The 14,054-nt window shown below is 70.8% G+C and carries 12 protein-coding genes; 9 read left to right on the forward strand and 3 right to left on the reverse strand.

What is annotated here, in order from left to right; genetic code table 11:
* The 4 genes from G3I40_RS01275 to nudC form a co-directional block, all read left to right on the forward strand.
* Positions 1–1,609: PD-(D/E)XK nuclease family protein (locus tag G3I40_RS01275; RefSeq protein WP_164300276.1), on the forward strand; the 1,609-nt coding region annotated here is incomplete at its 5' end.
* 63 nt (positions 1,610–1,672) lie between these two features.
* Entirely contained in the window at positions 1,673–5,224 is a 3,552-nt protein-coding gene (locus tag G3I40_RS01280) for a UvrD-helicase domain-containing protein (protein WP_164300277.1), read from the forward strand.
* Between the two features lie 10 nt (positions 5,225–5,234).
* Positions 5,235–6,647: a dipeptidase gene (locus G3I40_RS01285; protein ID WP_164300278.1), complete on the forward strand. Its 1,413-nt coding sequence runs from the start codon at positions 5,235–5,237 to the stop codon at positions 6,645–6,647.
* An 86-nt stretch (positions 6,648–6,733) separates the two neighbouring features.
* The gene (gene nudC, locus G3I40_RS01290; RefSeq protein ID WP_343244788.1) at positions 6,734–7,693 is read left to right on the forward strand and encodes an NAD(+) diphosphatase; all 960 of its coding nucleotides are present in this window, start codon (positions 6,734–6,736) and stop codon (positions 7,691–7,693) included.
* A 9-nt stretch (positions 7,694–7,702) separates the two neighbouring features.
* Here the strand turns inward: nudC and G3I40_RS01295 are convergent, their stop codons facing one another.
* Entirely contained in the window at positions 7,703–7,945 is a 243-nt protein-coding gene (locus G3I40_RS01295) for a mycoredoxin (RefSeq protein WP_164300280.1), read from the reverse strand.
* A gap of 162 nt (positions 7,946–8,107) precedes the next feature.
* Here G3I40_RS01295 and G3I40_RS01300 point away from each other — a divergent pair, with 162 nt between their 5' ends.
* The 5 genes from G3I40_RS01300 to G3I40_RS01320 all read left to right on the forward strand — a co-directional run bounded on the left by G3I40_RS01300 (position 8,108) and on the right by G3I40_RS01320 (position 12,022).
* Positions 8,108–10,324, forward strand: a complete 2,217-nt coding sequence (locus G3I40_RS01300) for an ATP-dependent DNA helicase UvrD2 (protein WP_343244789.1) — start codon at positions 8,108–8,110, stop codon at positions 10,322–10,324.
* A 163-nt stretch (positions 10,325–10,487) separates the two neighbouring features.
* A complete protein-coding gene (locus G3I40_RS01305; RefSeq protein ID WP_164300282.1) occupies positions 10,488–10,808 on the forward strand; it encodes a hypothetical protein in 321 nt (106 codons plus the stop codon).
* Between the two features lie 187 nt (positions 10,809–10,995).
* Positions 10,996–11,364 (forward strand): WhiB family transcriptional regulator, encoded by a 369-nt coding sequence (locus G3I40_RS01310; protein ID WP_164300283.1) that lies wholly within the window; start codon positions 10,996–10,998, stop codon positions 11,362–11,364.
* Positions 11,361–11,684, forward strand: coding sequence for a hypothetical protein (locus G3I40_RS01315; protein WP_164300284.1), 324 nt, complete (start codon positions 11,361–11,363; stop codon positions 11,682–11,684). The genes G3I40_RS01310 and G3I40_RS01315 overlap by 4 nt, the downstream gene beginning before the upstream one ends.
* 134 nt (positions 11,685–11,818) lie before the next feature.
* Positions 11,819–12,022 (forward strand): hypothetical protein, encoded by a 204-nt coding sequence (locus tag G3I40_RS01320; protein WP_164300275.1) that lies wholly within the window; start codon positions 11,819–11,821, stop codon positions 12,020–12,022.
* A gap of 30 nt (positions 12,023–12,052) precedes the next feature.
* On the opposite strand, the gene G3I40_RS01325 is transcribed toward G3I40_RS01320, so the two are convergent.
* Both G3I40_RS01325 and G3I40_RS01330 read right to left on the reverse strand, forming a co-directional pair.
* Entirely contained in the window at positions 12,053–13,417 is a 1,365-nt protein-coding gene (locus G3I40_RS01325) for an AarF/ABC1/UbiB kinase family protein (protein WP_164300285.1), read from the reverse strand.
* A 67-nt stretch (positions 13,418–13,484) separates the two neighbouring features.
* A partial coding sequence (locus G3I40_RS01330; RefSeq protein WP_164300286.1) for a TOMM precursor leader peptide-binding protein occupies positions 13,485–14,054 on the reverse strand: 570 nt, incomplete at its 5' end.

Raw genomic sequence — 14,054 nt, forward strand, 5'->3', positions numbered from 1 at the left:
CACGGCGGAGGAGGCGCTCTGGGAGCTGTGGAACGGCACGCCCTGGCCGCAGCGGCTGGAGCGGGCCGCTCGCCGCGGAGGCGCGGCCGGGCGCAACGCGGATCGCGACCTGGACGCCGTGTGTGCCCTGTTCGCCCTCGCCTCCCGCGCGGAGGAGCGCACCGGGGGGCGGGGCGCCCGCAACTTCCTGGACGAGTTGGAAGCGCAGGACATCGCGGCGGACACCCTCGCCGGACGCGCGGTACGCCCCGATGCCGTGCGCCTGATGACCGCCCACCGCTCCAAAGGCCTGGAGTGGCGTCTTGTCGTCGTCGCGGGCGTGCAGGAGGGGCTCTGGCCCGATCTGCGCCGCCGTGGCTCCCTCCTGGAGGCCGATCGCATCGGACGCGACGGCCTTGCCGAACCCCTCACCCCCGGCGCGCTGCTGGCCGAGGAGCGGCGCCTGTTCTACGTGGCCGCCACGCGCGCGCGGGAGCGGCTCGTCGTCACCGCGGTGAAGGCACCGGCGGACGACGGCGACCAGCCCTCCCGGTTCCTGACCGAACTCGGCATCGAGCCCAAGGACGTCACCGGCCGTCCGCGGCGACCGCTGTCCGTGGCGGCCCTGGTCGCGGAACTGCGGGCCACCACGGTCGACCCCCGCGTCTCCGACGCGCTCAGAGAGGCCGCGGCCCGCCGCCTCGCCCGCCTCGCCGCGCTCTGCGACGACGACGGCAGGCCTCTGGTGCCGTCCGCCCACCCGTACCGCTGGTGGGGCATGTACGAACCCACCGAGAGCAAGCTCCCGCTGAGGGACCGCGACAAGCCCGTGGTGCTCTCCGGCAGCGCGCTCGACCAGCTCGCCAACACCTGTGCCCTGCAATGGTTCCTGGGGCGTGAGGTCAAGGCGGACGCCCCCGCAACCGTTGCCCAGGGCTTCGGCAACGTCGTGCACGTCCTGGCCGACGAGGTCGCTTCCGGGCGTACCCCGGCCGATCTCGCCGTCCTCATGGAGCGCCTCGACTCGGTGTGGGACGCCCTCGCGTTCGACGCGCCCTGGAAGTCGGCACAGGAGAAGGGGAACGCGCGCGTGGCGCTCGAGCGCTTTCTCCAGTGGCACGTCACGGACCGCGGCGGCCGCACCCCGGTCGCCAGCGAGCACGGCTTCGACGTGACCCTCGAAGCGGGCTCCTATGAAGTACGCATTCGCGGCTCCATGGACCGTGTCGAGCGGGATGCCGAAGGCCGCGCCTACGTAGTCGACTTCAAGACCGGTAAGCAGGCACCCAGCGCGGCCGACGTGGAACGCCACCCCCAGCTCGCCGTGTATCAGCTCGCCGTCCGCGAGGGCGCCGTCGACGAGCCTTTCGACGGTGCCCGCCCCCACCCGGGCGGCGCCGAGCTGGTGCAGCTGCGCCAGGGCGCCCCCAAGAAGGACGGCGGAGAGACACAGCCCAAGGTGCAGGCGCAGGAGCCCCTCGAAGGGGAGTGGGTCGGTGATCTTCTCGCCACCGCCGCGGGCAAGGTCCTCGACGAGCGCTTCGCGCCGACCACCGGACAGCACTGCACGCATTGCGCCTTCCGTGCCTCGTGCAGCGCGCGACCCGAGGGCAAGCACGTCGTGGAGTGACGTACGCCTCCGCCGAGCCGGAACGGGCCGGCGCTGTCAGTGGTGCCGGTTAGCCTCGATGAGGTGACCACACGCCTCACCGACCCCGAGCAGCTCAAGGAGTTGCTGGGCATCCCGTTCACCCCGGAGCAGACGGCCTGCATCATCGCGCCGCCGGCCCCGCAGGTGATCGTGGCGGGCGCCGGTTCCGGAAAGACGACCGTGATGGCCGCGCGTGTGGTCTGGCTGGTGGGCACCGGACAGGTCGCGCCCGAACAGGTCCTGGGACTCACGTTCACGAACAAGGCCGCGGGCGAACTGGCCGAGCGCGTGCGCAAGGCGCTCATCAAGGCCGGTGTCACCGACCCCGAGACCATCGACCCGGACACCCCGCCCGGCGAGCCGGTGATCTCCACGTACCACGCCTTCGCCGGCCGGCTCCTGACCGACCACGGACTGCGTCTGGGCCTCGAACCCACGACGAGACTGCTCGCCGACGCCACCCGTTTCCAGCTCGCCGCGCGCGTGCTGCGCGAGGCGCCGGGCCCCTACCCGGCGCTCACCCGCTCCTTCGCCGACCTGGTCAGCGACCTGCTCGCCCTCGACGGCGAACTGTCCGAGCACCTCGTACGGCCCGAGCGGCTCCGCGCGTACGACCGCGACCTGCTGCGCACTCTCGAAGGCGTCAAACTCGGCAACGCGGACCTGCGCAAGGTTCCGGAAGCGGCCGCCGCCCGCCTGGAGCTGGCCGAGCTGGTGAGCCACTACAGGGAGGCCAAGCGGGCTCGGGACGTCCTCGACTTCGGAGACCAGATCGCGCTGTCGGCGACCCTGGCCGACACCCGTCCCGAGGTCGGCGAGATCCTGCGCGACGAGTTCCGGGTCGTCCTGCTCGACGAGTACCAGGACACGTCCGTGGCCCAGCGGATCCTGTTGGCGGGCCTGTTCGGCGGCGGCACGGGACACGCCGTGACGGCCGTGGGCGACCCCTGCCAGGCGATCTACGGCTGGCGTGGCGCGTCGGTCGCCAACCTCGACGACTTCCCGCGCCACTTCGCGTACGCCGACGGCCGCCCGGCCGCGCGCCTCGCGCTCAGCGAGAACCGGCGCAGCGGCGGCCGTCTCCTCGACCTGGCCAATGGTCTGGCCGAGCCGCTGCGCGCCATGCACGCGGGCGTGGAGGCCCTGCGACCCGCACCCGGAGCCGAGCGCGACGGCGTCGTGCGCTGCGCCCTCCTGCGCACGCACAGCGAGGAGATCGAGTGGCTTGCCGACTCCCTCTCCCACCTCGTCGCCACAGGGAAGGCGCCCGGCGAGATCGCGGTCCTGTGTCGCACCGCGACCGACTTCGCCGAGATCCAGGGCGCGCTCGTCGCCCGCGACATCCCCGTCGAAGTGGTCGGCCTCTCGGGGCTGTTGCACCTGCCCGAGGTCGCGGACCTGGTCGCCGTGTGCGAGGTTCTCCAGGACCCCGGGGCCAACGCTTCGCTGGTGCGACTGCTGACCGGCCCCCGGTGGCGCATCGGTGCACGCGACCTCGCACTCCTGGGACGCAGGGCCCGCTTCCTCGTCTCCCACACGCGCGGGGGCGACGAGGACGACCCGGACCGCCGCCTGGCCGAGGCCGTCGAGGGCGTCGACCCGTCCGAGGTGATATCGCTCGCGGACGCGCTCGACACGTTCCTGGAGAGCTCCGCCGAAGCCGACGGGGACGACGACGGGCTGCCCTTCTCGCCGGACGCGCGTGTGCGCTTCGCCCGGCTCGCCACCGAACTGCGCGATCTGCGCCGCTCGTTGTCCGACCCCCTCATGGACGTCCTGCACCGGGTACTGGCGGTCACCGGCCTGGAGGTCGAGCTCTCCGCGTCGCCGCACGCGCTGGCGGCCCGCCGCCGCGAGACGCTGTCCAACTTCCTCGACATCGCCGCGTCCTTCGCGGCCAACGACAGTTCCGCGTCGCTGCTCGCCTTCCTCGGCTTCCTGCGCACCGCGGCCCAGTACGAGAAGGGCCTGGACAACGCGCTGCCGGGCGGCGAGAACACCGTGAAGGTGCTCACCGCCCACAAGTCCAAGGGCCTCGAATGGGACGTCGTCGCCGTCCCCGGGCTCGTCAACGGCACGTTCCCGAGCACCCAGGGCCGCGAGAAGTGGACGGCTCAGGGCAAGGTCCTGCCGCACGAGCTGCGCGGCGACTCGGCCGTCCTGCCCGACATAGAAGCGTGGGACTCCCGGAGCATGAAGGCCTTCCACGCCGACATGAAGGACCACCAGCACACCGAGGAACTGCGCCTCGGATACGTCACGTTCACGCGCCCGCGCACCCTGCTGCTCGGCTCAGGCCACTGGTGGGGCCCGTCCCAGAAGAAGAAGCGCGGCCCGTCCGACTTCCTCCAAGCACTGCACGACCACTGCGCCTCCGGGTACGGCGAGATCGAGGCCTGGGCGGACGAACCGGCGGAGGACGAGGAGAACCCGGCGCTCCAGGAGGCAGCCGCCGAGCACGCCTGGCCGCTGCCCCTGGACGAGACGTCGCTGGCCCGCCGCCGCGCGGCGGCCGACACGGTCCTCGCCTACCTGGAGCGTGCCGGGAGCCCCGGAGAAGCCCGCGCCCACACGGAGACCCACCCCGCTGTCCGCGACGAGACGCCGTTCGAGGACCCCGACTGGCCGCCGCCGCCCGACGACGAGCTTCCTTACGAAGAGGGGGAGTTCCAGGAAGACATTCCCGACGACTGGGACGATCTGTCCGTCGAGCGCCCCACCGTGCCGCACCCCGCCGCGGAGCCGGACGCGCCGCACCACGCGCGCGTGCCCGAACCGCAGGAGACGGCTCCGGCCGTCCCTCATCCGGCGCTCGCCCCGGAGACCGTGCTGACTCCGCAGACCGTGCTCACTCCGGAGGAGGCCCGCATCCTCACTTCCTGGGACCGCGATCTCGACGCCCTCACCGGCGAACTGCTTCGCGCCCGCGCCGGCGTACGGGACGTGCCCGTGCCCCCCTCACTCACCGCGTCCCAGCTGCTGCGCATGGCCGCCGACCCCGACGGTTTCGCCCAGGAACTGGCCCGGCCCATGCCTCGCCCGCCGCAGCCGGCGGCCCGCCGGGGCACCCGCTTCCACGCCTGGGTCGAATCGCGCTTCGAGGACCTGCGGCTGCCCATGCTGGAACCGGAAGAGCTCCCCGGCAGCGACGCGGAGGTCGCCGACGAGCAGGATCTGGAAGCCCTCAAGGAGGCCTTCGAGCGCACCCCGTACGCGCATCGCACCCCCTACAGGGTCGAGCTGCCCTTCCAGCTGGCCATCGCGGGCCGCGTGGTGCGCGGCCGCATCGACGCCGTCTACAAAGAGGGAGCCGGCGAGGACACGACGTACGAAATCGTCGACTGGAAGACGGGCCATCTGCAGACCGGAGATCCTCTGCAGCTCGCTGTCTACCGGCTCGCATGGGCCGAGCAGCAAGGTGTGCCCCCGGAGTCCGTGGACGCCGTCTTCGTCTACGTACGCGACGGAGAGACGGTCCGGCCGCAGCGGCTGCCCGGACGAGCGGAGCTGGAGCGGCTCCTCCTGGAAGAGCCGCAGGCCGAGGCGGAGGCCGAGCAGGAGCCGCCGGACGAGCACGCTCCGGCGGGGGACTAGGCTCGTGACCATGAGCAAGCCCGTTGACAGCGCCGTCAGCACCGTCCGTGCGTACATCGAGGATCACCGTGAGGCCTTCCTCGACGACCTCGCCGCGTGGCTGCGGATCCCCTCCGTCTCGGCCCAGCCGGACCACGCCCCGGACGTGCGGCGCAGCGCCGACTGGCTCGCCGCGCAGCTTGCCGCGACCGGCTTCCCGACCACCGAGGTGTGGGAGACGCCCGGCGCCCCCGCCGTCTTCGCCGAATGGCCCTCCGGCGACCCGCAGGCGCCCACGGTCCTCGTCTACGGACACCACGACGTACAGCCCGCAGCCCGCGAGGACGGCTGGAACACCGACCCCTTCGAGCCCGTCGTCATCGGAAACCGGCTCCACGCGCGCGGGGCGGCCGACGACAAGGGGCAGGTGTTCTTCCACACACTGGGCGTGCGCGCCCACCTCGCCACCACCGGACGCACGAACCCCGCCGTCAACCTCAAGCTGCTGATCGAGGGCGAGGAGGAGTCGGGCTCCCCGCACTTCCGCGCTCTTGTGGAGGCGCAGAAGCAGCGCCTGGCCGCCGACGCCGTGATCGTCTCCGACACCGGCATGTGGTCCGAGGACACCCCCACGGTGTGCACCGGAATGCGCGGCCTCGCCGACTGCGAGATCGAGCTGCGCGGTCCCGACCAGGACATCCACTCCGGGTCCTTCGGCGGTGCCGTCCCGAACCCGGCGACCGCAGCCGCCCGCCTCGTCGCCGCACTGCATGACGAGCACGCGCGCGTGGCCGTGCCCGGCTTCTACGACGGCATCATCGAACTCACCGACCGGGAGCGCGCGCTCTTCGCGGAGCTGCCCTTCGACGAGGCGCAGTGGCTGCGTACGGCCAAGTCGCACGCCACGTACGGAGAAGCCGGAAACAGCACACTGGAGCGCATCTGGGCCCGGCCCACCGCCGAGGTCAACGGCATCGGTGGCGGATATCAGGGCCCGGGCGGCAAGACGATCGTGCCGTCCTCCGCCATGTTGAAACTGTCCTTCCGGCTGGTCGCTGGGCAGGACCCCGACCACATCGAGAAGGCCGTCACCGCCTGGGTCGCCGAGCAGCTGCCCGCGGGCATCAGCCACACCCTCACCTTCGGCGCCGCCACCAGGCCGTGCCTCACGCCGCTCGACCACCCGGCCCTGCAGTCCGTGGCCCGCGCCATGGGCCGTGCCTTCGAGCAGAAGATCCGCTTCACGCGCGAAGGCGGCTCGGGGCCGGCCGCCGACCTTCAAGACGTCCTCGATGCCCCCGTGCTCTTCCTGGGCATCTCCGTCCCCTCCGACGGCTGGCACGCCCCGAACGAGAAGGTGGAACTCGACCTCCTTATGAAGGGCGTCGAAACCACCGCCTACCTGTGGGGCGATCTCGCGGAGAGCTGGACAGATGCACACTGAACGAGGCACCCCGTACCCGTCCTGCCCCACGTCCTGCTGAACCGCCCGACGAACCACCCTTTCCACCGGGGGAGTTGGAAGCACCTGTGACCACCTGGACCGCCCGCACCGCCGATCTCGCCGGAGACCGGCCGCTCACGCTCGCCGCGCCGAGCGGGATCGACCGCGCCGCACACCACCGCCTCGACGAGGCATGGCTCGCCGCCGCGTGGAGCCACCCCACGACCCGCGTCTTCGTGGTCTCAGGTGGTCAGGTGCTCATCGACGAGACACCCGACGGCGCGACGGAACTGGTCATGACCCCGTCGTTCGAGGCGCCCCTCACCGAAGCCCACCGCTACTTCCTGGGCACCGACGAGGACGGCGTGCGGTACTTCGCGCTCCAGAAGGACACGCTCCCCGGGCGCATGGACCAGTCCGCGCGCCCCGCCGGACTGCGCGAGGCCGGTCTGCTGCTGTCGCAGCGGGACGCCGGCCTCATGGTGCACGCCGTCGCGCTGGAGAACTGGCAGCGGCTGCACCGCTTCTGCTCCCGCTGCGGCGAACGCACCGTCATCGCCGCCGCGGGCCACATCCGTCGCTGCCAGGCCTGTGGAGCCGAGCACTACCCGCGCACCGACCCGGCCGTGATCATGGCTGTCATGGACGAGCAGGACCGCATCCTGCTCGGCCGCCAGGTCCACTGGCCGGAGGGCCGCTTCTCCACGCTGGCGGGATTCGTGGAGCCCGGCGAGTCGATCGAGCAGTCGGTGCGCCGCGAGGTCTTCGAGGAGGCCGGGGTCCACGTCGGCGAGGTCGAGTACGTCGCCAGCCAGCCCTGGCCGTTCCCGTCCAGCCTGATGCTCGGCTTCATGGCACACGCCACGTCCACCGAGATCAACGTCGACGGCGACGAGATCCACGAAGCGCGCTGGTTCTCCCGGGAAGACCTGCGGGCCGCCTTCGAGTCCGGAGAGGTCATGCCTCCCTACGGGATCTCGATTGCGGCCCGACTGATCGAGCTCTGGTACGGCAAGCCCCTGCCGAAGCCCAGCGACGCGCTCTGAGCGACCGGCTCAGACGCCGATCTTCTGCTTGACCTGCGCCAGCGAAGGGTTGGTGAGCGTCGAGCCGTCGTCGAAGAGGACGGTGGGGACCGTCTGGTTCCCCCCGTTCGCCTTCTCGACGAACGCGGCCGACTCCGGGTCGTGCTCGATGTTGATCTCGGAGTACGTGATGCCCTCGCGGTCCATCTGCTTCTTCAACCGCTGGCAGTAGCCGCACCACGTGGTGCTGTACATCGTCACAGTGCCCGGCATGTCTCTCGCGCTCCTTTGTAGCTGGGGATGCGTGTTCGCAATCAGTCGAACGTACGCGACACGGCGACCATTCCCGCACGTCGGCCGCATTAGTACGACGAACACTGGTTGCCTGTGGACAACGTGGCGCACCCGCCCCAGCGGACCTGGCAGCATGGCGGGGTGACAGCAGCAACGCACTCCACCCTGTTCCCGCAGGTCCCGGAATCGGCCGACGCGGTGCTCGACGGGCTCGACCCCGAGCAGCGCGCCGTGGCGACCGCCCTGCACGGTCCGGTGTGTGTGCTCGCGGGTGCGGGCACGGGCAAGACACGCGCGATCACCCATCGCATCGCGTACGGGGTCCGCGCCGGAATCCTGCCCCCCGCCAGCGTGCTCGCCGTCACGTTCACCAACCGCGCCGCCGGCGAGATGCGCGGCCGGCTTCGCCAGCTCGGCGCCGCAGGAGTGCAGGCCCGCACGTTCCACTCGGCGGCCCTGCGCCAGCTGCAGTTCTTCTGGCCGAAGGCGGTCGGCGGGGAGCTGCCCCGGCTCGTCGACCGCAAGGTCCAGCTCGTGGCCGACGCCGCCGCGGTCGGCCGGCTGCGCCTCGACCGGGGCGAGCTGCGCGATGTGACGGCGGAGATCGAGTGGGCCAAGGTCACCCAGACGGTGCCCGGGGACTACGCCGCCGCGGCGCACAAGGCAGGCCGCGAATCCCCCCGCCACCCGGCCGAGATCGCCCAGATCTACGCCGATTACGAGAGGCTGAAGCGGGACCGTACCGTCATCGACTTCGAGGACGTCCTGCTGCTGACCGTCGGCATCCTCCAGGACCGGCACGACATCGCCGACCAGATCCGGACCCAGTACCAGCACTTCGTGGTGGACGAGTACCAGGACGTCAGCCCCCTCCAGCAGCGTCTGCTCGACCTGTGGCTCGGGGACCGCGACAACCTGTGCGTCGTCGGCGATGCCAGCCAGACGATCTACTCGTTCACCGGAGCCACCCCCGACCATCTGCTCAACTTCCGCACCCGCCATCCGGGCGCCACCGTCGTCAAGCTCGTCCGCGACTACCGCTCCACGCCCCAGGTCGTGCACCTCGCCAACGGCGTCCTCGCCAGGGCCAGCGGTCGGGCCGCCGAGCACCGCCTGGAACTGATCTCGCAGCGGGAGGCGGGACCCGAGCCCGTCTACGTTGAGTACGCGGACGAACCCGCCGAGGCGGAAGGAGCGGCCCGCCGCATCCGCGAGCTGATCGCCTCCGGGGTCTCCGCCGGTGAGATCGCGATCCTGCTGCGGACGAACAGCCAGTCGGAGATCTACGAGCAGGCCCTCGCCGACGCCGGAGTGCCTTACCAGCTGCGCGGCGCGGAGCGCTTCTTCGAGCGTGCCGAGGTGCGCAAGGCGGGCCGTGCGCTGCGCGCGGCAGCTCGCTTCGGCGGCAATGACGCGGGGCTCGACGAGGCCGTCGACCTGCCCTCCCAGGTCAGGGCAGTCCTGTCCGGAGAGGGCTGGACGACCGAACCGCCCGCCGGTTCCGGCGCCGTCCGGGACCGCTGGGAGTCCCTCGCCGCGCTCGCCCGGCTCGCGGAGGACTGCGCGAGCGCCACCCCTGCCGCCACCCTCGCCGACTTCGTGGCCGAGCTCGACGAGCGGGCGAACGCGCAGCACGCCCCGACCGTGGAAGGCGTCACGCTCGCGTCCCTGCACGCGGCGAAGGGCCTCGAATGGGACGCCGTGTTCCTGGTCGGCCTCGCCGAGGGCATGATGCCGATCACCTACGCCAAGACGGACGAGCAGATCGAGGAGGAGCGCCGTCTCCTCTACGTAGGGGTGACCCGCGCCAGGCACCACCTGGGACTGTCCTGGGCGCTGTCCCGCTCGCCCGGCGGGCGCCCGAACCGCAGACCCAGCCGCTTCCTCGACGGACTGAGGCCGGGCTCCACCGGCGCGGCGGGGCGGGGCGCGAGCGTCGGCCGCGGCGGCATCGAGCACGGGACGCGCGCGGATGCCCCGGCACTGCCCGGCGCGACCCGACGCAGGGGTGCCAGAAAGGTGGCGCGCTGCCGGATGTGCGGGCGCACGCTCGAGGCGGCCGAGATGAAGCTGATGCGCTGCGAGGACTGTCCCTCGGACATGGACGAGGGACTGTACGAGCGACTCGTCGAGTGGCGGGCCCGCACGGCAGCCGAAATCAGCCAGCCCGCCTTCTGCGTCTTCACGGACAAGACGCTGATCGCCATCGCCGAGGCCGCACCGGAGGACGAGGGCGAGCTGTCCCGCATCCCGGGCGTCGGCCTACGGAAGTTTCGTTCCTACGGACCCGACGTGTTGGGCATTTGCACTGGTCAGGTGCTGGGCGACGACTTCGCGGGAGCCGACGGGGACGACTGATGGAAACTCGTCGAAAAAATAGTTTGCGCAAGCCCCAGCAATCCCCATAGGTTCTTCATCACGAGCGCAGCGGCCTTCTCGAAGGCCCTGGTCCCGTGTTGTACTTGAAAGCCGTCGGATCGGTTCGCACCGGTCCCAGAGACGCCGAGAGGAGGCGATTGAAGTGATCAGCATCAGCAAGAACCCCATCAGCACCGTCAAAATGACCGATCTCTCGGTCGCTTCCTGCCTGCTCGGCTTCTCGAACCCGGGCACCGGTCTGTCGGGCGTCAGCGCCCTGCGTCCGGAGTCCGGTCTGTCTCTCGCGGGTCTTCCCATTCGCGAGGGCAATGAGCGACCGACCAAGGCACCGGAAGCAGTAGCGACGGCACAGGCTCAGGCCTATGCCTTTGCGGCGGCCGGTGCCGGATTCCGGAAGCAGACGACGCAGCACCACACGATGTGGGCCTTCCGTGGGCCTGAACCCTGGAGTGATCCAGCCTGATCGACGATCAGGCCGGCGCCTTCAGGGCCGCGGAACCCCACCCGGGATCCGCGGCCCTTCTGTTTTCCCGGAAGACCCAGCGATCTTCCGAGGGACCAGAACGAAGGGGCCTCGGGACAAGAAAAGAACCCGGTACCACCGCCACCCGGCCCACCGGCCGGAACGACCAGACGAGGAAGAAAACACCGTGCAACTCGAAGCGCACGCCCCGTCCGTACCGCCTTCAGAACCTCTTCCCCCGCCCGTGTCCACGGAGGACTCCACCTTGAACCCGCTGACTGCGCTCACCGCGCTCGACGACGCCATCGAGAACCTCGGCGTGCCCGTCCCCTGCCGTGCCTACGACCCGGAGGTCTTCTTCGCGGAGTCGCCGGCGGATGTCGAGTACGCCAAGTCCCTCTGCCGTACCTGCCCGCTGATGGAGGCCTGCCTCGCCGGCGCCAAGGAGCGGCGTGAGCCCTGGGGCGTCTGGGGTGGCGAGCTGTTCGTCCAGGGCGTCGTTGTCGCCCGGAAGCGGCCGCGTGGCCGCCCGCGCAAGAACCCGGTCGCCGCATGAACACCCGAGGAACGATCGACCGCCCCCTGACGCACGACCCCAAGAAGCAGGCCCCGATGAAGCCGTCCACGAGCGAGCCCGCCGGTTCCGCCACCCCAGAATTCACCTCGTCCGACGCGAACGACTCGCGCCAGAACAGGACCCGTCAGATGCAACTCATCCCAGAAGCCCTGGCTCGTGCGCATATGCATGAGCAACTGAGGCAGGCGCATGCCGAGCGCCAGGCCATGCGCCTGGTGGTCGCACGCCGGATGCAGCGGCGCGCCGAGCGCGCGTCGCTGCGTGCCCGGCGTGCGCTCGCCATGGCCGTCATGCAGTAACAGACAAATCGGCACCACACCGCCGACAGGAGCTGTCGGCAGAGTGCGACACCCGCGGGGACCGGTCCACAAGGGCCGGTCCCCGCGGTGCGTTGTACCGGGCGGCCTCCGGGCCGTGGAGTTATCGTCGCGAGGTGACGTCTCTTCCTGGCGGGGACTCCGCGCAGCAAACGGATCAGCAGACCGTGGTGTGCGCCCGGTGCGGCACGACCGCACAGGGATCACCACTGACCTGGACGTGTTCCGTCGAGAACGGAGTACGGCGCTACTTCTGCGACGCCTGCGCCCGGGACAACATCAGAGCCATCGAAGGGCGGCTCGACTCCGACTGGTGGTGACCCTGGTGGGCGATCAGGAACTGGTGGTGATCAGGCCTCGGCAGCCGGCTCCTGCGCGTCCTCACCCTTCTCCTCGGTGACGAACCCCGGTACCCACGCCTCCAGTTCGTCCCGCAGCCGTACCGTCGCGCCGAGCTGGCACAGCACGCCGATCGTGCTCAGCGTCACCCGGTGTATCAGCAAGTACGACGGCGGCAGATTGAGCTGTTTGCCCAGTTGGTGGGCGGGGGAACGGGGGTCGCCGATCCGGGCCGCCTGGTTGCGCATCCAGGAGCGGGTGAAGGTGAACTCGTCGACCTGGGCAGGTTCGATGATCGGCAGCAAGTAGTCGAGCACGGCGTCCGGTTCGAGTGCGATCGACTCCTTGACGAAGCCCTCCTCGCGCAGCAGTTCGTAGACGGCGATCGCCTCGCCGTCGAGCGTCAGGCGCAGCGAGTTGCCGATCGTCTCGGGCAGTCCGCCCGGCAGGCGGTCCACGGTGCCGAAGTCCAGGACGCCGAGGCGCCAGCCGTCCTTGCCGTCCGGCATCAGCCGGAAGTTGCCCGGATGGGGATCCGCGTGCAGCAGGCCCGTGCGTGCCGGTCCCGAGAAGAGGAAGCGCGCCAGCAGCTGGCCCGCGCGGTCCCGCTGTTCCTGGCTCCCCGTGTTGATGATCTCGGCGAGCGGCGTCCCGTCGATCCACTCCGTCACGAGCACCTGCTCGCACTGGTGCACCACGTGCGGCACCACGACATCGGGGTCGTCGTCGAACTCCTCGGCATGGACCTGCTGGGCCTGTGCCTCCAGCGCGTAGTCCAACTCCTCGGAGACCCGATCACGCAGCTCGGCGATCAGCGGCTTGATGTCCATCCCCGGAATCAGGGGTCCCAACAAGCGGGCGAAACGGCCGAGTTGATTGAGGTCCGAGAGAAGGGCCTCACCCGCACCGGGGTACTGCACCTTCACCGCGACCTCACGCCCGTCGTGCCACACCGCGCGGTGCACCTGGCCTATCGAAGCGGCCGCCGACGGCTTGTCCTCGAACTCCAGGAACAGCTCCCGCCACTGGGAGCCCATCCGCTCATCGAGGACCGCGTGCACGGTGCGGGCAGGCAGCGGCGGAGCTGCCTCCTGGAGCTTGGTCAACGCGGCACGGTAGGGACCCGCGACCTCCTCGGGCAGGGCGGACTCGAAGACGGACATGGCCTGTCCGAACTTCATGGCCCCGCCCTTCAGCTCGCCGAGGACCTTGAACAACTGCTCCGCCGTGCGCTGCTGCAGTTCGCGACCGACGAGCTCGGCGGACTTGCCGCCGATGCGCTTGCCGATGCCCCATGTCGCTCTGCCGGCGAAACCGATGGGCAGTGCGGCCAGCTTGGCGGTACGGGTAACCGCCTTCCGGGGAAGATCAGACATACACCCCTCCAAGTGCTGGACAGCCGTGCCGCGCGTGCCCAGGCGTCATGACGCCGTCAGCCATTGCTTACCCCGCCATTGTGTCGTGCGGCCCTTCCTCCACGAAGGTCTCCTGCCCGTTACCTCCCTCACCCGCACCGCAAGGGCACTGCGGATGTGGCCACACCGGCCGGGCGTGCCAGTCGAGCCCCGGTGTGCTCGCCTCCCAGCGTGCTCCCGTGCTCGACGGCAACTCGCCGTCCAGGAAGGCCAGTCCATGGGCCGCGGCCAGCCCCGCGACCGCGGTGGCCAGGCCCAGGTCACAGGCCTGGATCTGCCGGGCGGCGTGCCCGGAACGCCATTGGGCCAGCAATCGTGGCCAGGTCGGATCGCGGTCCGTGCGGTCGAGGAGCAGGCACTGCGCGCACCCCGTGCCCCCTGGCAGGACGAGCGGACCCACGATTCCGGTCGCCTCGGCCACCCCCGCGTACAGGTGGGGAATGCCCGCCGCGATCAGATCGTCGACGCCGGACGGGTCGGGGGAGTGGATGGCGAGGCCGTCGCGCGGGGTGACGATCACGAGGGAGAGTGCCCGCTCGTCCCGCTCCGGTTCCGCCGGGCGGGCCGGTGCCCTGCGCCGATCGGGGCGCGGGGGCCG

This window comes from Streptomyces sp. SID14478 (genome assembly GCF_010548525.1).
GTDB lineage: Bacteria > Actinomycetota > Actinomycetes > Streptomycetales > Streptomycetaceae > Streptomyces.